Source organism: Pusillimonas minor (assembly GCF_014237865.1).
Taxonomy (GTDB): domain Bacteria; phylum Pseudomonadota; class Gammaproteobacteria; order Burkholderiales; family Burkholderiaceae_B; genus Neopusillimonas; species Neopusillimonas minor.
In genome coordinates, this window is sequence record NZ_JACJUU010000001.1 from 292,668 (window position 1) to 311,084 (window position 18,417).

The window sequence follows — 18,417 nt, forward strand, 5'->3', positions numbered from 1 at the left end:
CCAGAAAGGGCTTTTTCTTGGGCGGTGTTAGTTAATGGGCCGCCGGCAAACGCGCCGGCTACCCACCGCCACCGGTTGCGTAACCGGCAACGGTTAGGCCACTGTCGCCATTAACCCGGGTTCGATTCGATCGGGGCGTCGTCAACCTCGACGGCGCGGCTGACCTGCACCCAGGCAATACGGCGCTCGGTCACCTCGACAACTTCGAACTCAAGCCCGTGCATAAAGGCGCGCGCGCCGGTCTCGGGCAGACTACCGAAGTGATCTAACAACAGGCCGGCCACCGATGTAATGTCGACATGATCAACCGGTAATGGGTCGATATCCAGGGTCAGTTCCAGATAGCGCAAATCGGTGGCGCCGGCAACACGCCACTTGCCTTCATCCAGCACCTGAATATCGGGCTGCTCGTCTTCGTCGGGAAAGTCGCCCGCAATGGCTTCCAGAATATCAATAGGCGTAATCAAACCCTGGATGGTGCCGTATTCGTCGGCGACCAGCACTAGTTGGCCCCTCGAACGACGCAAGGTCTCCATCGCACTTAATACGCCCGTAATCTCATTAATAATAATGGGCTCGCGCAGGCACGACAGTTTGGCCAGCGAACGGCCTTCCATAATGTCGGCCATCAGGTCTTTGGCGCGGGCAACACCCAACAGGGTATCAAGGTCACCACGGCAAACCGGAAAGAAGCTGTGGGGTGTGGCGCGAAGCATTTCAATAACGCGGGCCGGCTCGTCGTTCACATCAACCCACGACATGTCGGAACGAGGCGTCATGATGGAACGCAATGAGCGTTCACCCAGCGTCAGTACCCCGCTGACCATCGTACGTTCTTCGGCAGCAAAGACTTTGGCCGCTTCATCGCTCTCTTCAGCGGGCGAATCGCCAGAAGACTCTGAAGCGGCTTTGCGACCGCCCAAAATGCGCAGCACCGCTTCGGCCGTGCGATCACGAAACGGGACGGCCGCGCGATTGCGCAAAACGCTGCGCCGCGCCAACTGGTTGAAGAACTCGATAAGAATCGAAAAGCCGATGGCCACGTACAAATAACCTTTGGGGATTTTGAACCCCAGGCCTTCCGCAGTCAGACTCAAACCAATCATGAGCAAGAAACTGAGACACAGCACGACAACGGTGGGATGCGCGCTGACAAAGCGAGTAAGCGGCTTGGAGGCCCACAACATGATCCCGATGGACACGATTACTGCCGCCATCATGACGGGCAGTTCGTCGACCATACCCACGGCGGTAATGACCGCGTCAAGCGAGAACACGGCGTCGAGAACGACAATCTGGGCAACCACAACGCCAAACCCGGCATACACCTTCGACTGCGAATGCTGATGCGACCGTCCCTCAAGGCGCTCATGCAATTCGGACGTGGCTTTGAACAGCAAGAACAGACCGCCCAAGAGCAAGATCAGATCACGACCGGAAAATGACAGCGCGCCGATTGTAAGCAGCGGCGTTGTCAGGGTCACCAACCACGAGACGATGGTCAACAACCCCAGGCGCATCAACAGCGCAAGCGACAGGCCAATGACACGAGCCCGGTCGCGCTGATGCGGCGGCAACTTGTCGGCCAAAATGGCAATAAAGATGAGGTTGTCGATGCCCAGAACAATTTCGAGGACAACCAAGGTAAGAAAGCCCACCCATATATTGGGGTCTAGCAATAATTCCATGACGGACAATTTCCTGAAAAGAAAATATCAATGACTTTAAGTAAAACGTCGGGCGGCAAATTGCAGGCCCGCCGTGTTTGATGCCAACAGCAAAATGCGTTCTCAGGCCCGCCCTCTGGGCGGGTCAAGCATCGGAAACGTCAAGACAGGGAATACGTAGAAAGGGGCAGCGACGCGCTGCACAGGCGGCTCGGTGGCCACTGTGCCAACCGCCCACCGCACAACGGAATCGGACAAGTCAGCGTGAGGGGACTGTGACGCCGGGTCTGCGTACGACAGGGCCTCTGGCTCGGCCGGCAAAGACGAATCGGCCAGAAAGGCAATGATGGCGGCCGGCGCTACCGGCTTTAACCCGACATCGTCGAGCGATTCGTCGAGCAACTGGAAAGCAGTCAGAAAGGCGATGAACAGGACGAAAAATCGTCTCATACAGCGAATGGGGAGTTTCGGAAGTTTCGAGTATAGCGGAACTTCCGCCGCGCCCGATGTCAGGTTAAGCCGTCTGCCAGCCGTTGCGGGTCAGTTGTTGTAACCGGGCGGGGTCGTCGTCAAGCCTGAACAAATGCAACCATTCGTTGTCGACCAGCGCCTTTACCACGGCATGGCGATTGTAGATATCTTCGATGCGTGCCGCCGGGGCGGCCAGATAAGCCGCCAACCGTAAAGGCTCGTGGCGCCAGCGTTTGCCGTCGTGTACCGACTGCAACGGCAAGCCAATGCGCAGGTCTCCGCCATTGCCCTCGAACACGCCCAGATGCCCGCCCACGACATTGTGCAGAATCTTGTTGCCGCTACCGTAATGCCGATGATCGGTAACTGACGCGTAATACTGCATATTGATCCAATGCGCGACCACCATTGGCGCCGTCATGATCAGCTCAAGCACGGCCCCGTCGGCGTCCCGGCGCCAATCGTAATCATGCAAGAAGGCGCGGCCGGCCAGATCGATATGACGCGTCCGTGCGCGCGGCGCGGCAATGAACGCCGCATTGTTGACCAGACCCCATTCGGGTCGTGGTTGCGACCAATCGCGCGCACGCTGCATAAAGCGCTTCTTCAAGATGGCGTCTTTATCGGGTTTGATACCCAGTTGCGGCGCCCGACGACGACGCGCCATGCACGACGCGGCATCAAGCCAGTTTTGTGTTTGCGACGTCAATGTACCGTCGAAGCAGACAATTTCATCGGTGGTTGTGTCGTGCAGTGCAGCGACAAACTGCGTGTCGTCGGGAATGTCGATCGACAAGCCGCGCAAGCCCGAGCGGACCTGGGCGTCATTGAGCAACATGGCCAACACGCGCGCGTTCAGCGCGCCGTCGTGCCCGCCGCACGCGCCACAATCCAGCCCGGCAGCGTGCGGATTGTTCCGGTTGGTGCTGCCATGCCCCACCAGTAATACTTCAGGCGCAAACGAGTCGGTCAGACCCATGTTGCGCAAAATACCTGCAACCAGGGCAACGCGCTCATCCGGCGTCAAAGGCACGCCCCCCTTTTGCAGCGCCCAGGTCACGCCGGCAGACCGGGCCGTATCAGACGCGTGGTCGGACGACGGAAAAAAGCCTGCTTTCAACAGCTTGAAGGCATACCCCAGCCCCAGGCTTTCGACAAGGCTGAACGTCGTCGGCGCCAGACCGTTGCAGTCATGCATACGCGCCCGTCGGTTAAGACGCTGCGCGTAACGTTCGGCGTTATCTTCAGACCGGGCGGGTTGCTCGACGACATCGATTTGCCCTTTAAGCAAACCGGGCAAACGTGGTTCGGCATGGACGGCGCCCAGGGCCCGATAACGGACCGGCAACCCGAAAAACCCGGCGAAACCCGATGTCTGTATGCTTGGGTCCTGGGCTTCGAATGCGCGCCGATAAGGCTCGGAGCGAACGTCGATACAAAACACCGCCTGCACGCTTGGGCGAACCGCCAAGGGCGCTGGAACCGGCATGCGCAAGCGCGCATGAAGCGGGGCGCGATACACGCGCTCTATCTCGGCCTGCTTTTCCCATAGTCGCGCCTGAGCACTGGCATGCCACTGCACCATGTCATCTAGTGCCTGCCACTGTTGTTGCCAGGCCGACTGCAACGATGGCCAGACCGACGGATAAGCCGCCTGGCAATGGCGCCACAACACCAGTTCCCAGGCCAGACGCACGGCCAACAACTGCAGCATCATGTCGTTGCCCGCCCCGGGGGTAACGTCTGTGTAGCGGTCAAAGTAGGCGGTTAACGCCGCCCAACCCTTAACATCGAGCAGCAGCGCATGCAGGTAGTCTTCTGCATTGCCCCCCCGCAAGGTCAGGGCCTCAAATGCCTCGGCAAATAATTGTTCGTGCGTTGGCGCCAGCTGTTCAAACGCGTTGTGCAAACCCGGTTCGCCCATCAAAATCTCGATGCCGCGATCGGCCTGCACAAAGGCCAGCCAGTCAACATACAACGAACACGCAGGCGCTGGTGCAGGCGAAGGGCGACGACGCAGTGCAGCCCCTTGCGAGCGCTGCAGGAACATGGCGCAAAACTGGCTGACCTGATGCGTAACCTCATCCGACCAGGTCATGCGATGGCTGCGGTCTTGCAGGGCGTCGAGCCACGCCGACACGTTCTTCCAGTGCGGCGACGGTGCTGTTGCCTTGCCGGCACCGGCCCCGGCGTCGGGCTGCTGCTTGTCGAACCAGGTCGCCGGCATCAAACAATGCACGTCGCCCAGGGCGGCAAGACGGGCCGATACGCGCTGAAACGGTTCGTCGCGCATTTCCCACCATGGGTTGACGGCAATTAAGGCATCGAGCGGCCAGGACGGCGCAATGCGCGCGCAAGCGTGTTGTGCGGCGGGCCGCCAGGCCGCCTGAACCATCACCGGCTCGGTCAGATCGTTGGGCTTCATTGCGTCACCCCTTCGACCCGCGCAAAATGCGTACGACGCGAACGCGATGGCAACGGCAGCTGTACCGGCCAGATCCGCAATGTAATGCGGGTGGCCCATTCATCCAGATACAGGCCGGCAAACAACCACCGCTGAAAATTGCGACCCAATGGCGTGTCTGGCCAATGCACCAAAACCAAATGCCCGGTAAACAATAAAGCGGCCAATGCCACCAGCGCAATGTCGGCCCAGAAGCCGGCAGCGACAGGGGCACCATGCACCCATTGGCCAAACAGCACTTTTTGGCCAACATACAACGCGGCAATGACAGTGGCCACAAACGCCGCGTAGAACAAGTTGCCAACGGCCGCCACACTGGAACGCTGGGCCACCAAAACGGCCAGTGCCAGGCCCAGCAACACCCAAGGGCCGACCGCACCCTGTGCTCCCGACACCCAGGCCCCTGCTCCGGCAAGCCCTGCCCCCACGGCCAGGGCAGGCAGCCATACCCGGGCTTGCGGTGCTGCAGCAGGCGACATTTGGGTCAGACGATAGGCCTGCACGGCAGCGCCCGAGTTCAAGAATGCAAAGGCCTTGTAGCAAGAGTGCGCCACAAGATGCAGCAGCGCCAGCTCGAACAGCCCCATCGCGCATTCAATGAGCATAAAGCCCATTTGGGCGCAGGTAGACCACGCCAGCCTGACCTTGACGCTGATCCGCGTTGCCATGGACAGCGCCGCCAGCACAACACTGGCACCGGCAACGGTGATGACCAGTATCTGCGCTGCAACCGATTGCAGCAGCAGCGGCCCGAACACAATCAACAAGTACCCACCCATATTGACCACACCAGCGTGCAACAGGGCCGACACCGGTGTGGGCGCTTCAACTACCTGCATCAGCCAGCCATGAAACGGCAACTGCGCACACTTGATCAGGGCCGCCATCGCTATCAATACCGCCGCCCATTGCCCCATCGCAGAGGCGCCGTTATCCAGATAGTGCTGCGCAATGGCGCTGATTTGCCAGGTGCCATGCTCGTGATGCAGCAACAAAAACGCCGCCAGCAAAAAAGACTCGGCCAGACGGGCAAACAAAAATTTCTTGTGCGCAGCCAGCGCGGCACGGGGCCGATCGGGATAAAACCGCAACAGCGCGTGCAAAGAGAAACTGATGGCGACCCACCCGCCCAGGAACACCAGCAAATGGTCAGCCGTTACCGTCACCCCTACCGACAGCAAAACACCCGTTAGCGCCATGTAGTAACGGTGTCGGCGCGGCTCGCCTTGCAAATAATTTTTAGAATATTTAAGAATGATCAGCCCGATGAACGTGATCAGTATCAGCATGACCACAGACACGGTATTAAGTGATTGACCCATGAAACTTCCTGGTGATTGGATGGCGCAAGTATGAAGACGGCCAATCATTCTGTAAAATATATAATTATTAACTAATCGTTCGTTTTTTATTAACTTAAGCCATGGCACCAGGGTTAGCGCGGTACTCATCGCTCTTTCCTGCCCTGGTTGTCCCCACACTTTTGCCATGAGCCGTCTTAACTACCATCATCTTTATTATTTTTGGCGTGTCGCCGTCATTGGCAACCTGACGCAGGCGGCAAAAACCTTGCATGTTTCACAGTCAGCGCTGTCCGCACAAATTCGACAGCTGGAAGACGCGCTGGATGTCACCCTGTTCGACCGTGTGGGCCGCACCCTGGTGCTGACCGAAACCGGACGGCGGGTGCTTGTCTATGCACAAGATATTTTTTCGAAGGGTCAGGAACTTGAGTCGTTGCTAAGACGCGGCCAAGAACCGGCCCTGCAAACTTTGCGCATTGGTGTGCTGTCGACCATGTCGCGTAACTTCGTCGAAGCGTTTGTGTCGCCGTTGATGGACAACCCCAACGTCAGGTTTACCCTGAACGCCACCCATTTCGACAACCTGCTGAACGGGCTGGGCAAACACCAGTTTGACCTGGTGCTGTCCAATATCAGTGCCACGTCGGGCACCGGGGCGGGCATCGACGGTGAACATCTATGGCAAAGCCAGCTGCTGGCGCGCCAGCCGGTATCTATCGTCGGCCCGGCCCACCTCAAACCCGATACCCGTTTCCCGACCGGTTACACCGACAAAAGCTGGATTTTGCCCGGCCGCAACAGCGACATCCGCACCGCCTTTGAAGGCTTTTGCGCCCTAGTCCAGTTTGAACCCAGAGTACAGGCAGAAACCGATGACATGGCCATGCTGCGCCTGCTGGCACGAGATAGCGGGTCATTGGCTGTACTGCCCGCAGTGGTAGTGCGCGACGAAATCCAGAACGGGGTACTGGTCGAATACATGCCGATACCCAACCTTTACGAGCACTTTTATGCCATTACGGTGAAGCGGCAGTTTGTTCCCGCCATCGTCGGCGAACTGCTTTCCCGCCCATTGCAGCAAGTTCTGCAATAGAAAGCAATTACACTAAAAAGCGTTCACTCACGAGGTAACTATATGGCCACCATCACCATCAATGGCAACGTCAAAACCATCGACGTTGCACAAGACACCCCGTTGTTATGGGTCTTACGCGACGAACTGGGCATGACCGGCACCAAGTACGGCTGCGGCATGGCACTGTGCGGCGCCTGTACCGTGCACATCGACGGGCAACCGGCGCGCGCCTGCGTCACACCGGTTTCGGCCGTTGCCGACAAGCCAGTCACCACCATCGAAGGTCTTGCATCAGACCCCGTCGGGCAGGTCGTACAACGCGCCTGGGTCGACAACAACGTCGCGCAATGCGGCTACTGCCAGGCAGGCCAGATCATGACGGCCGCCAGCTTGCTGAAAACCACGCCGCAGCCCACCGAAGACCAGATCGATGACGCCATGAACGGCAATATTTGCCGGTGCGGCACGTATCCCCGCATTCGCAATGCGGTCAAGCAAGCCGCGCAAACCCTCGCCGGGGAGGCCAAATGAACAAGACCACACCGCACATTTCGCGTCGCCGCTTTCTGCAGGGCAGCCTTGGCGCCCTGACCCTGGCGGTCACCAGCACGGGGGTTATTTCTCGTGTGCATGCTGCCCAAGCCCAGAAGTACGGGGCCGATTCCATGCCTGGCGGCACCGTCGATGACCCGCTGACGTTTATTTCAATCGCCGCCAGCGGCCTGGTCACGATCGTGGCACACCGGGCCGAAATGGGTACCGGCGTACGCACCAGTTTGCCCATGGTGGTGGCCGACGAGCTCGACGCCGACTGGCAACAGGTCACTATTGTTCAGGCGGGCGCCGATGAGGCTCGCTACGGCAACCAGAACGTGGATGGCTCGCGCAGTGTGCGCCACTTCTTGATGCCCATGCGGCGCGCCGGCGCGGCAATGCGCCAGATGCTTGCCAGGGCTGCGGCCCAGCGTTGGGGCGTACCGCTTGACCAGGTACGCGCCGACAACCACAGCATTGTGCACGTCCCGACGGGCAAAAAACTGGGCTATGGCGAGCTGGCTGCCGATGCGGCAAAGCTGCCCGTACCCACCGGCGCGGCCCTTTCGTTAAAGAATCCGTCCGAGTTCCGTTATATCGGAAAAGAAGCCGTCAAGCTGGTCGACCTGGAAGACATCGGCGCAGGCCGCGCAACCTATGGCATTGACTTTCATTTGCCCGGCATGGTGTATGCCGTCGTGGCCCGTCCGCCGGTTGTGGGCGGCAAAGTCAAAAAATTTGATGCGAACAAAGCCCTGGCAGTGGCGGGGGTCATCAAAGTGGTCGAGATCCCGACGTTTTCAGGGGCCCCGGCCTTCCAGCCGCTGGGGGGCGTGGCCGTGGTAGCACGCAACACCTGGGCCGCCATGCAAGGCCGCGCGGCGCTTGATATTGAATGGGACGACGGCCCCAATGCGTCTTACGATTCTGCCGCCTACCGCCAAACCCTTGAAGCGGCCGCGCGCGCACCGGGCCAGACCATGCGCAACGAAGGCAACGCGCCACAAGTGTGGCAAGCCGCCACCGACGAAGAACGCGTCAGCGCCGAATATTACATCCCTCACCTGGCGCACGCGTCTATGGAACCCCCGGCCGCCACGGTAAAAATCAGTGATGGTGGCGCCGAAGTGTGGACATCGGTGCAAAACCCGCCGGCCGCCCAAAGTGCAGTTGCGGCCAGGCTGGGCCTCAAGCCCGAACAGGTCAAAGTCAATGTTCTGTTGCTGGGCGGTGGGTTCGGGCGCAAATCAAAGCCCGACTTCGTCGACGAAGCCGCCATTGTGGCCAAAGCCATGCCGGCAGGCACCCCGGTAAAACTGGTCTGGACACGCGAAGACGACATCAGGCACGACTACCTGCATACCGTATCTGTCGAGCGCCTGGAGGCCGTCATGCATAAAGACGGCCACGTGGCGTCGTGGCTGCACCGCAGTGCGGCCCCGACCATCGGCTCGTTGTTTACCGAGGGCGCCCAAGGCGAGCAGTTGTTCGAGTCGGCCATGTCAGCCATCAACATGCCCTACCGTATCCCCAATGTTCGCATCGAAACCGGGAAGGTCCCGGCGCATACGCGTATTGGCTGGTTCCGGTCGGTATCGAACATCCCCCACGCTTTTGCGGCGCAATGCTTCATCGCCGAACTGGCCCATCGCGCAGGCAAAGACCATAAAGCCTTTGCACTCGACCTGATTGGCCCGCCCCGGCGCATCAACCCGACCACGTTGGCCGACACCTGGAACTACTCGGAATCGCCCGAGACCTACCCATATGACACCGGACGGCTGCGCGACGTTATTGAGGCGGCCACACGCGGCGCCCGTTGGGGGCGCGAGTTGCCCAAGGGGCACGGACTGGGCCTGGCGTTTTGCTACAGCTTTGTCAGTTACACCGCTACGGTTGTCGAGGTCGCCGTCAATGCCCAAGGCGAGCCACAAATCGTCGCCGTCGATATGGCCATCGACTGTGGCCCGCAAATCAACCCAGAACGCATTCGGGCACAAATGGAAGGCGGCGCCATTATGGGGCTTAGCCTGGCATTGACCGGCGAAATCAGCTTCAAGAACGGGCGTGTCGAGCAAGGCAATTTCCACGACTACACAGTACTGCGTCACCCCGAGTCGCCGCGCGTCATTCGCACGCATCTGGTCAACAACAACCCCGACGTCCCGCCGGGCGGCGTGGGCGAGCCCCCGGTGCCTCCCGTCGCTCCGGCGCTGTGCAACGCCATTTTTGCAGCAACCGGCAAACGCATTCGCAGCCTGCCGCTGCGCTGAAACGGCCATTTTCGGCGGCGAACGCCGCCAGGTTGACCCCCTGCGTTACCTGTCGAATAATCAGGTATTACTTTGATGCAAACAAAGCACCGGCCTTGACTGGCCGGTGCTTTTTACACCAAGGAGAGACATGGCCGGGGCAAACCGACTAGTTCATAAAACAAAATGGCTGTTTTAGGCTGCAGCTTGCTTAAGTTTGGGTTGGGTCGGCGCAGGTTTGGTCGAAACGATTAAGCTTGCCTTGCATTGACGCAGCATTTAACCCGCCACCGATGGCGCCCAGACCTGGTAACCATTCCGGCCTGCTTCTTTAGCCTGGTAAAGCGCCTGGTCGGCCCGTCGTAGCAAGGTACGCGCCTTGTCGCCATGTTCAGGGTAAAACGCAATACCCACGCTGGTGCCAATATTAATATTGTGCTCACCAACAACAAACGGGCCCCCGATGGCGTCGACAATTTTATGGGCCACCTGCCCGGCGTCGGCCTCTGATGCAATGCTTTCAAGCACCAAAACAAACTCATCGCCCCCCAGGCGCGACACCAGGTCGGAGGCCCGCACGGCGGCACGCAGCCGATCGGCCACTTGCTTCAGCAACTGGTCACCTACCTCGTGGCCAAAAGTATCGTTAACGGGTTTGAAACGGTCGAGGTCGCAGAACAAGACCGCGATTTTGCGCTGCTGACGCGCCGAACGGGTCATGGCCTGCTCAAGGTGTTCGCGCAGCAAGGTGCGGTTGGGCAAACCGGTCAGGCTGTCGTATAGTGCCAACTGCTTAAGCCGGTCTTCTTGCTCTTTTTGGTCGGTAATATCATTGAAAACGCCCACATAATTGACCACATTGTCGTTATCGTCGCGGATAACGCTAATGCTGAGCAACTCGGGAAAAACTTCCCCGTTTTTGCGAAGCGCCCAGACCTCGCCCTCCCAGTGACCCTCGGCCAGCAAAAACCCGGTGACCCGGCGAAAAAACGTGTCGTCGTGACGGCCGGTAGGACGGTGAAGAAGCTCATCCATCAGTTGCCCCCCGGCTTCGGTGTCTGTATAGCCCGTAATACGCGTAAATGCAGGGTTAACCGATACGATCCTGCCCAAGGCATCCAGAATGACCATCGCCTCGGCGGCCTGCTCGACTGCCCTGGCAATCAGACGCAGCTGCGCCTCGGCGCGTCGTCGTTCGGTGACATCTTGCACCATGCCCACCACACGATTCAAACGGCCATGACGATCTGTTTGCGCTTCGGCTCTTAAAATCACCGTTCGAGGGCTACCATCGGGAGAGTTGAACGCGTGCTCGGCCTCGACCTCGGTACGCTGAAAATCTTGCACATCGTCAAGCAGCGCTTTGAACCTGTCGCGGTCGGCCTCAGAGAGCCTTGCGACATAGGCCTCGAGTGTGGGAAGCGGATTGTGCTGACCCGGGTCGAAACCCAGCGCGCGCAAAGTACCGTTATTGATATGCAGTTGCCCCGTCAGGGGGCGCCATTCCCAGTGGCCCATACGGGCAATGCGCTGTGCTTGTGCCAGACGTGCATTTTTCTTTTCGAGCCTGGCCTCGTATTGCATGGCTTCCAGGAAACGCCCGATGTCGCGCCCCAACAGGCGAAACAGCTGACGCATCCCCTCTTCCGGAGGATCGCACTGCGTACTGGCCAGCTCGATAACCCCATACACATGCTGCCCGTGCCGAAGCACAAAAACCAGCACGTTACAGACATTGTTTTCTGCTGCAGCGGCCTTGCGGGTTGCACCGGGCAACTGTTTAAGATCGGGGATCCACAAGACATCACCCGCTTCAAGTGCCTGGGCGGGCGCGTGCCCCTCTTGGGCAAAATCGAGCTGCTGACTGGCGTCGAGGTAGGCGTCCAGATCAAGATCGGGGTCGACCCAATAAAAATGCTGAACCTGGTCGTCGTCGAACAGCCAGGCCTGGGCGAGGTCCCAGCCTTTGGTGCGGCCCAAGGTCGTCAAGACATCGTGCATGGCGTCGTCTATAGACTGCGCCTCGGCCAATATGCCGGCAACCTCGTATTGCAAATGCAAACGCTTGACCAACGCCGAGGCATGCGCAAGCCGCGCCTCGAGGTCTTCGATGGAAGTCGGTGCAGAGGGTTGAACCAAAATAAGCCGCCTGGACGTTAACAACAGGAATGAGATTAACGAGAGAAATTTTACTCTGGGTGGCCCCAATAATAAGCGCCCGCCCAAAAAACAGTGGGCGGGCGAGTGTTTGACGCCACACTGACCTAGTCGCGGGGACCGTCTTCCTGGGGCTCTTCCATTTTCCAGGGCAAAATACCCGGCGATACATGCAAGAAATGCAGATACTTCTCGAACTGGTCAAGAATGTCGGAAATAAGATCTTGCGAATCGAACCCGTAGACATCGTAGGCTTGCCCGCCACGACGCAAAAATACTTCGGCGCGATAGTAATGTTCATCGCCATCGACGTCGCGCGACATTTCGGGGTAGGCGAAATCGGGCATGGCATAACCACGCAAACGCACTTCGTATATAAATTCCAGCTGGTCTTTCTTGATGACCTCGAAATGCGCCCGGCAATTTTCTTCGTCGAAGCTGACATTGGCTTCCCAGCCCTGCGATTCAAGCTCGGACTCGACCCGCTGCATTGCCGGATAGGCGACCCCCGAGATAAACCGTACAACATCGTTGCGCGGCGGGAAATCAACCAGATTGGCCAGACGCTTTTTCCAGTAGCCTGGACCCTGCCCGGCTCGATTTTGCACTGACTGCTGCAGGCTGACTTCGTGGTGGCTTTCGATGACCAGGGCGCGCCACATGCCTAATGCCGCAATTAACATAATGACCGCAAACGGTAACGCGCTAACGATAGAGGCTGTTTGCAATGCACTTAGACCGCCAGCCAGCAACAAGGTAATGGCGACAACGCCCGACAGCGACGCCCAGAAAATGCGTTGCCACACCGGGCTTTTGGCTGCGCCGCCCGAGGCCAGCGAGTCGATAACCAGGGCGCCGGAGTCGGCTGAGGTGACAAAAAACGTGGAAATAAGAATGACAGCGATGAACGAGACAATGGCCGACAACGGCAAGCGCTCGAACAATTTGAACAGGGCAACGGCATGGTCGGCCTGGACCTCGTCGATGATGCTGGTGTAGCCCTCGACCATGATCATGTGCAGCGCCGTGTCGCCAAACACCGAAAACCACAAAAACGTAAAAATGGTGGGTACAAACATGACGCCAAATACAAACTGGCGGATAGTGCGCCCGCGGCTGATTTTGGCAATAAACAAGCCCACAAAAGGCGCCCAGGCGATTGTCCAGGCAAAAATGAATAGTGTCCAGTTGCCTATCCAGCTGCTTGAGCGGTAGGCCTGCAGGTTAAAGGTGCGCTCGACAATATTGCTTAGATAGCTGCCGGTGTTCTCCATGAATGTGTTCAGAATGAACACCGTGGGGCCCACAATAAATACAAACAGCATTAACGAAACTGCCAGCACCATGTTCAGTATGGACAGACGCTTGATGCCCTTGTCCATGCCGGCAACAACCGACCCGATGGCTAACGAGGTAATAACGACAATACAAACGATTTGTACCGTGGTACTGACCGGTATGCTGGGCCACAAGTAATTAAGCCCGGCGTTAATTTGCGCCACCGACAACCCCAGCGTTGTGGCAATACCAAACATGGTGCCCAAAATGGCAAAGGTGTCGACAGCGTGCCCCATTGGGCCATGAATGCGCTCGCCAATAAGCGGGTAAAGGGTTGACCGCATTGACAACGGCAAACCGTGCCGAAACGAGAAATACGCCAGCACCAGGCCCACCAGACCGTAAATAGCCCAGATATGAAAGCCCCAATGAAAAAAGGCGATTTGCATGGCCTGCTTGGCCGCATCGACGGTTAACGCCGGCCCCTGGGGCGGCGACGCATAATGCAGCACGGGCTCGGCCACGCCAAAAAACAACAGCGCAATGCCATAGCCGGCCGAGAACAACATGGCAAACCACGCCGGAAAACTGTATTCGGGTTCGGCGTGGTCAGGGCCCAGCTTGATATTGCCCCATTGGCTAAACGCCACTACCACAATAAATACCAGAAATATCGCTACGGCCAGCATATAAAACCAGCCGAACGTTTCGGTGATGTAGGCCAGGGTACTGGAAAACAGTTCGCCGGCCAGCGTGGGGTTGCTGATGGTGCCAATGACCATCAGGCCAATCACAATGACGGCCGGGATAAACACAGGAATAAGTACGGTTGAGCCTTGCAACCGGTTTGCGTCGTTCATGGGAAGCCTTTGCCGTTGCCGGCGTTTAGTCCAGAATACGGTCTAAAAGGGTAACACCATTGTTACGATTGCGTTGCGCCCCGCCGACTAATCGAAACTGAAATGCGACCATCGCGAGGCCTCGTCGGCCGGCATGGGGCGGGCAATATGAAACCCCTGCGCAAAATTACAACCAATGTCACGCAAAAACTGCAGGGTTTCGTGATCTTCGACACCCTCGGCGGTAGATTGAATGCCGAGACTTTGCCCCAAACCCACAATAGCCTGTACAACCTGCCTGGATTCGGAAGACTGCGACGCGGTAATTACAAACGACTTGTCGACTTTAAGCTCGGAAAACGGCAACCTGACCAACTGCAGCAACGACGAGAACCCCGTCCCCAGGTCGTCGATAGACAAGTGAATGCCTTTCATACGCATGCGCGTCAGCAAATCAAGGGAGGCTACCGGATCTTCCATGGCACTGGTTTCAGTCAGTTCGAAAATAAGCTGACCGGGAACCAACCCGCACTTTCTGCACCGGCCAATAATGTCTTCGACGAAAACGTCATCAAGACGTGACCGGGCAGAAATATTAATGGCCAAGCGCACCGACGTGCTGCCGTAGTGCTGGGCGAACCACTCGAGGGACAAGTCGAACATCCGCCGGGTCAGGGCATCGATAAGGCCGGAGTTTTTGGCGCACCCGATGAATTTATCGGGAGGCACCATACCCAATTGGGGATGTCGCCAGCGCATAAGGGCCTCGAAACCGACCAACTGGCCACTGAAACACGATATTTTGGGCTGGTACACCGGAAAGAACTGGTTGCCGTCGAGCCCGGCCTGAATATCGTGCGGCTGGATCAGGTAGTTGCCGCCTGCCGCCATGGCCTGCCCGGGTTGCCTTGGCGCGGGGGCGTCGGACGAAACCCCACTGACCGAGGGTGTGGCAAACATTCGCCGAAGCGCCGACGGCATGAAGGGCTTAGGCAAGACGCCCACAATATTCAAGCCACGCTCGGTGGCAGAACGGCCGGCGGCATCAAGCACACGATGATCGACGCCGCTGGTGACGATAATGCGGGCCGGACACGCGCGCTTGGCCAGCCGCGCCAGCACTTCGACACCGTCCATATCGGGCATGACAAGATCGATGGCCAGATGGTCGGGCTGCCATTCATCGACGAGCCGGAAAAAAGTGTCGGGCGACGAAGTAAAGCGAGTCTCGAGACCGGCGGCCTTCGCGATGAGTTCGATGGTTTGCCCAACCGAAGGGTCGTCATCAAGAATCAGTAAACGACTGGGGGACGAGCTCATGGATAGGCCTCCGGACTGTGTTGTTGCAGTGCCTGACGAACTTTGATGGCCAGTTGCGAGCGACGATAAGGCTTGTTCAAAAGTACTACCCCCGGGTCGAGACGGCCGTGATGCAAAATAGCATTTTCAGTGTAGCCGGACGTAAACAATACCTTAATCCCCGGATTAACCATGGCCACCTGGTCGGCCAGTTGCTTGCCGCTGATGCCACCTGGCATGACCACGTCGGTAAACAGCAAATCGATAGGCTGCCCCGACCGAATGATGCGCAGGGCCTCGCTGCCATTGGCGGCAGGCAAGACCTTATAGCCTAACGCGGCAAGCTGACTGCCCGCGTACTCGCGAACCAACGGCTCGTCTTCGACGAGCAAAATGGTTTCGTGCCCGCCCTGCACCTCGGTTAAGTTTTCGGCCGGGATATTTTCGGCGGCCGCAACCCCGGCTTTGGGCAGGTAGACCTTAATCGTCGTGCCTTGCCCCGGCTCGGAATACACCGATATATGCCCACCTGATTGCTTGAGGAAACCGTAAATCATCGGCAGCCCCAACCCGGTACCCTTGCCCTTGGGTTTAGTGGTAAAGAACGGCTCGAAAATACGATCACGGTGGTGCTCGGCAATACCTACCCCGGTGTCGGACACGGCAATCATGACGTACTGACCAGGCTTCAAGTCGGCATGGTTGCGCACGTACTCGTCGCTAAACCATACGTTGCCGGTCTCGATCGTCAGCCGCCCCCCGTTAGGCATGGCGTCTCGTGCATTAAGGGCCAGGTTCAACAAAGTATCTTCAAGCTGAGACGGGTCGACCAGCGCCGGCCACAAGCCATTACCGCAGATGCACTCAAGACCGATATGTTCGCCAAGGGTGCGTGCCAACATAGGCTTGAGCCCGCCGATAATCTGATTAACGTCAAGAGACTTGGGTTCGAGGGGTTGCTGGCGAGCAAAGGCCAGCAAACGCTGCGTCAGCTGCGCCCCTTGCAAACCCGCCTGCACAATCAATTTGGCCGGTTCGGCCAAATTGGGCTGATCATCAAGCTGTTCACTTAACAGTTCAGCATTGCCCAGCATAACGGTTAGCAAATTGTTGAAGTCGTGCGCCACACCGCCAGTTAGTTGCCCCACGGCATCCATACGCTGCAAATGACGCAAGCGGTCTTCAAGCACCTTACGCGAGGTAATGTCGCGCTCGACGGCCACCCAATGGGTATACCAGCCGGTGTCATCGGCCAGCGGCACAATGTCGATTTCGATCCAGAACTCGTCGCCCGCCTTGGTGTAATTCAGTAATTCGGCCCTGACGGGTTGCCATTGCCTGATTGCTTTTTTAATGCGGTCGAGCTCGGCCCGCGACGTACCCGGCCCTTGCAACAACCGCGGGCTCTGACCGATGATCTCTTCGCGGCTATACCCCGTGCGCCGGACGAATGCGTCATTGACGAAAACAATACGCGGGCCGGGGGCATCGATGGGTTCGGCTTCAGTAATAATGACGACATCGTTCAGGCGGGAAATAGCCAGTTCGAGCAACCTGACTTGTGATTGTGCCGCCCGGCGCTCGGTCATGTCCTGAAAGTAAACCGCCAGCCCCTCGGGTGACGGGTACGCATGAACGTCAAACCAGAGGTCGAGCGGCGCATAGAACTGTTCGAAAACCACGGGGCATTGTTCGACCATGGCGCGACGATATTCGGTTTCGAAGGTTGTGCCAACAGCCGCGGGGAACTCATCCCAGACACACTTGCTCATCAGGTCTTCGCGCGAACGTTTAAGCAAACGCTCGGCCTGCGAATTAAGGTAAGTGAAGTTCCATTGGGCGTCGAGCGTAAAAAAAGCATCGGTAATGCTTTCGAGCGTTGCGCTAAGGCGCCCGGCCAGTTGCGACGCTTTATCGAGCGTTTCTTTTTGGTCATGCACGTCGGTAATCGAGCCATACCATTTAGCGCCGGCATCGGCCGAATCGTTGACCCGCAAAGCGCGCACCAAGTGCCAGCGGTAAACACCGTCGTGCCGGCGCAAGCGCATTTCAATTTCGTATTTTTCGCCGGTTTCTATAGCGCTGGACCAGGCTTCGAGCACTTTGGCCTTGTCGGCCGAATGAATGTAATTGATCCATTGGTCGGCCCCCAGGGTGCGCCCCGGGATACCGGCATACTCGAAAAACAAGGGCGTGACGTAGTCGACATGGCCTTCCGCCGTTGCCGTCCAGACAATGATAGGCATGGATTCGGCCAACTGCTGAAACCGTTGCAAACTGATACGCACGGCATGGTCGGCCAGCTTGCGGGCGGTAACGTCTTGCATGGCCCCTTCAATACGCACGACTCTGCCCGTTTCATCGACAATGGGCTTCCCCACCGCACGCACCCACACCCGCCGCCCGTCAAGGGTGTTGACCTGGGCGTCGATTTCGACGGGTTTGCCTTCGACCCGCGCCCGATGAAAAACAGTTTGAACATAAGCCCGGTCTTCTTCGACATAAAACCCGAAACTGGCTTCGATGGAACTGGGGGTGTAGCCCGGCTCGGCCCCATGGATACGCGCAACGTCTTCAGACCACGTAACCCGGCCGGAGATCAAGTCGATAGACCACCCGCCCAGGCCGCCGACGGCAGAAGCGGCTTCGAGCAGGTGTTGCTGCTCGGTAAGTTCGCGGCTGACCGAGCGCAACCGGTTGTTGACGGCCTCGAGCTGCGCATAGGCATTAACCCGGTAAATAACCAGCCACCCGGTAACTGCCACCGCAACAACCGAAATAACGCGATTAAGCCAGACGTGCAAAATAGGAAAGGCCGGCGGCGCAGGAGGCGATGCAACAAAACCTATACCAATGGCTACCACGGCAGTCACCGCCACCCATAACGTAAACTGAGGCCGACGTACAAGAATGGTGTAAAGCACCACCGATGCATACAAGGCGCCTGTGGCCAGGCCCAACGGGGTGACCAGGTCTAGCAAAAATACCGCCGTCAGCGCCAGGCAAACAGCAAAGACATGCAGTTTTTCGGGGCTGGCGCCTGGGCTTGCCAAAGGCGATGAGTTGTTCTCGGGCAT

Annotated in this window: 11 protein-coding genes; 3 read left to right on the top strand and 8 right to left on the bottom strand. The window is 58.2% G+C overall.

Going from position 1 to position 18,417, the window contains the following annotated elements:
- Positions 1-110 precede the first annotated feature (110 nt).
- The 4 genes from GTU67_RS01600 to GTU67_RS01615 all read right to left on the bottom strand — a co-directional run bounded on the left by GTU67_RS01600 (position 111) and on the right by GTU67_RS01615 (position 5,924).
- Complete coding sequence (locus GTU67_RS01600) at positions 111-1,688, bottom strand: TerC family protein (RefSeq protein WP_185778440.1); 1,578 nt, start codon at positions 1,686-1,688, stop codon at positions 111-113.
- Between the two features lie 102 nt (positions 1,689-1,790).
- Positions 1,791-2,117, bottom strand: coding sequence for a hypothetical protein (locus GTU67_RS01605; RefSeq protein WP_185778441.1), 327 nt, complete (start codon positions 2,115-2,117; stop codon positions 1,791-1,793).
- A 64-nt stretch (positions 2,118-2,181) separates the two neighbouring features.
- Positions 2,182-4,563, bottom strand: a complete 2,382-nt coding sequence (locus GTU67_RS01610; RefSeq protein ID WP_185778442.1) for a YbcC family protein — start codon at positions 4,561-4,563, stop codon at positions 2,182-2,184.
- Positions 4,560-5,924 (bottom strand): NADH-quinone oxidoreductase subunit L, encoded by a 1,365-nt coding sequence (locus GTU67_RS01615; RefSeq protein ID WP_221893225.1) that lies wholly within the window; start codon positions 5,922-5,924, stop codon positions 4,560-4,562. The genes GTU67_RS01610 and GTU67_RS01615 overlap by 4 nt, the downstream gene beginning before the upstream one ends.
- Positions 5,925-6,090: 166 nt before the next feature.
- Between GTU67_RS01615 and GTU67_RS01620 the strand changes: the two genes are divergently transcribed.
- From GTU67_RS01620 to GTU67_RS01630, 3 genes are read left to right on the top strand one after another with little or no spacing between them, the layout of a single operon-like run.
- Positions 6,091-6,999 (top strand): LysR family transcriptional regulator, encoded by a 909-nt coding sequence (locus tag GTU67_RS01620; RefSeq protein WP_185778444.1) that lies wholly within the window; start codon positions 6,091-6,093, stop codon positions 6,997-6,999.
- 42 nt (positions 7,000-7,041) lie between these two features.
- Positions 7,042-7,512: a (2Fe-2S)-binding protein gene (locus tag GTU67_RS01625; protein ID WP_185778445.1), complete on the top strand. Its 471-nt coding sequence runs from the start codon at positions 7,042-7,044 to the stop codon at positions 7,510-7,512.
- A complete protein-coding gene (locus GTU67_RS01630) occupies positions 7,509-9,788 on the top strand; it encodes a xanthine dehydrogenase family protein molybdopterin-binding subunit (RefSeq protein WP_185778446.1) in 2,280 nt (759 codons plus the stop codon). The genes GTU67_RS01625 and GTU67_RS01630 overlap by 4 nt, the downstream gene beginning before the upstream one ends.
- A 258-nt stretch (positions 9,789-10,046) precedes the next feature.
- Here GTU67_RS01630 and GTU67_RS01635 read toward each other — a convergent pair whose 3' ends face one another.
- The 4 genes from GTU67_RS01635 to GTU67_RS01650 form a co-directional block, all read right to left on the bottom strand.
- On the bottom strand, positions 10,047-11,906 hold the full coding sequence (locus tag GTU67_RS01635; protein ID WP_185778447.1) for a sensor domain-containing diguanylate cyclase: 1,860 nt from the start codon (positions 11,904-11,906) through the stop codon (positions 10,047-10,049).
- Between the two features lie 125 nt (positions 11,907-12,031).
- Positions 12,032-14,062 carry a BCCT family transporter gene (locus GTU67_RS01640; protein WP_185778448.1) on the bottom strand — a complete coding sequence of 677 codons (2,031 nt, stop codon included), beginning with the start codon at positions 14,060-14,062 and terminating at the stop codon, positions 12,032-12,034.
- Positions 14,063-14,149: 87 nt separating this feature from the next.
- Entirely contained in the window at positions 14,150-15,361 is a 1,212-nt protein-coding gene (locus GTU67_RS01645) for an EAL domain-containing response regulator (RefSeq protein WP_185778449.1), read from the bottom strand.
- On the bottom strand, positions 15,358-18,417 hold the full coding sequence (locus GTU67_RS01650; RefSeq protein ID WP_185778450.1) for a hybrid sensor histidine kinase/response regulator: 3,060 nt from the start codon (positions 18,415-18,417) through the stop codon (positions 15,358-15,360). Before GTU67_RS01650 ends, GTU67_RS01645 begins: the two co-directional genes overlap by 4 nt.

What these genes read in the sequence shown, in the direction of transcription:
- GTU67_RS01600 (WP_185778440.1), bottom strand. Translation starts at nt 1,688, where the DNA reads ATGGAATTATTGCTAGACCCCAATATATGGGTGGGCTTTCTTACCTTG.
- GTU67_RS01605 (WP_185778441.1), bottom strand. Translation starts at nt 2,117, where the DNA reads ATGAGACGATTTTTCGTCCTGTTCATCGCCTTTCTGACTGCTTTCCAG.
- GTU67_RS01610 (WP_185778442.1), bottom strand. Translation starts at nt 4,563, where the DNA reads ATGAAGCCCAACGATCTGACCGAGCCGGTGATGGTTCAGGCGGCCTGG.
- GTU67_RS01615 (WP_221893225.1), bottom strand. Translation starts at nt 5,924, where the DNA reads ATGGGTCAATCACTTAATACCGTGTCTGTGGTCATGCTGATACTGATC.
- GTU67_RS01620 (WP_185778444.1), top strand. Translation starts at nt 6,091, where the DNA reads ATGAGCCGTCTTAACTACCATCATCTTTATTATTTTTGGCGTGTCGCC.
- GTU67_RS01625 (WP_185778445.1), top strand. Translation starts at nt 7,042, where the DNA reads ATGGCCACCATCACCATCAATGGCAACGTCAAAACCATCGACGTTGCA.
- GTU67_RS01630 (WP_185778446.1), top strand. Translation starts at nt 7,509, where the DNA reads ATGAACAAGACCACACCGCACATTTCGCGTCGCCGCTTTCTGCAGGGC.
- GTU67_RS01640 (WP_185778448.1), bottom strand. Translation starts at nt 14,062, where the DNA reads ATGAACGACGCAAACCGGTTGCAAGGCTCAACCGTACTTATTCCTGTG.
- GTU67_RS01645 (WP_185778449.1), bottom strand. Translation starts at nt 15,361, where the DNA reads ATGAGCTCGTCCCCCAGTCGTTTACTGATTCTTGATGACGACCCTTCG.
- GTU67_RS01650 (WP_185778450.1), bottom strand. Translation starts at nt 18,417, where the DNA reads ATGCCCGAGAACAACTCATCGCCTTTGGCAAGCCCAGGCGCCAGCCCC.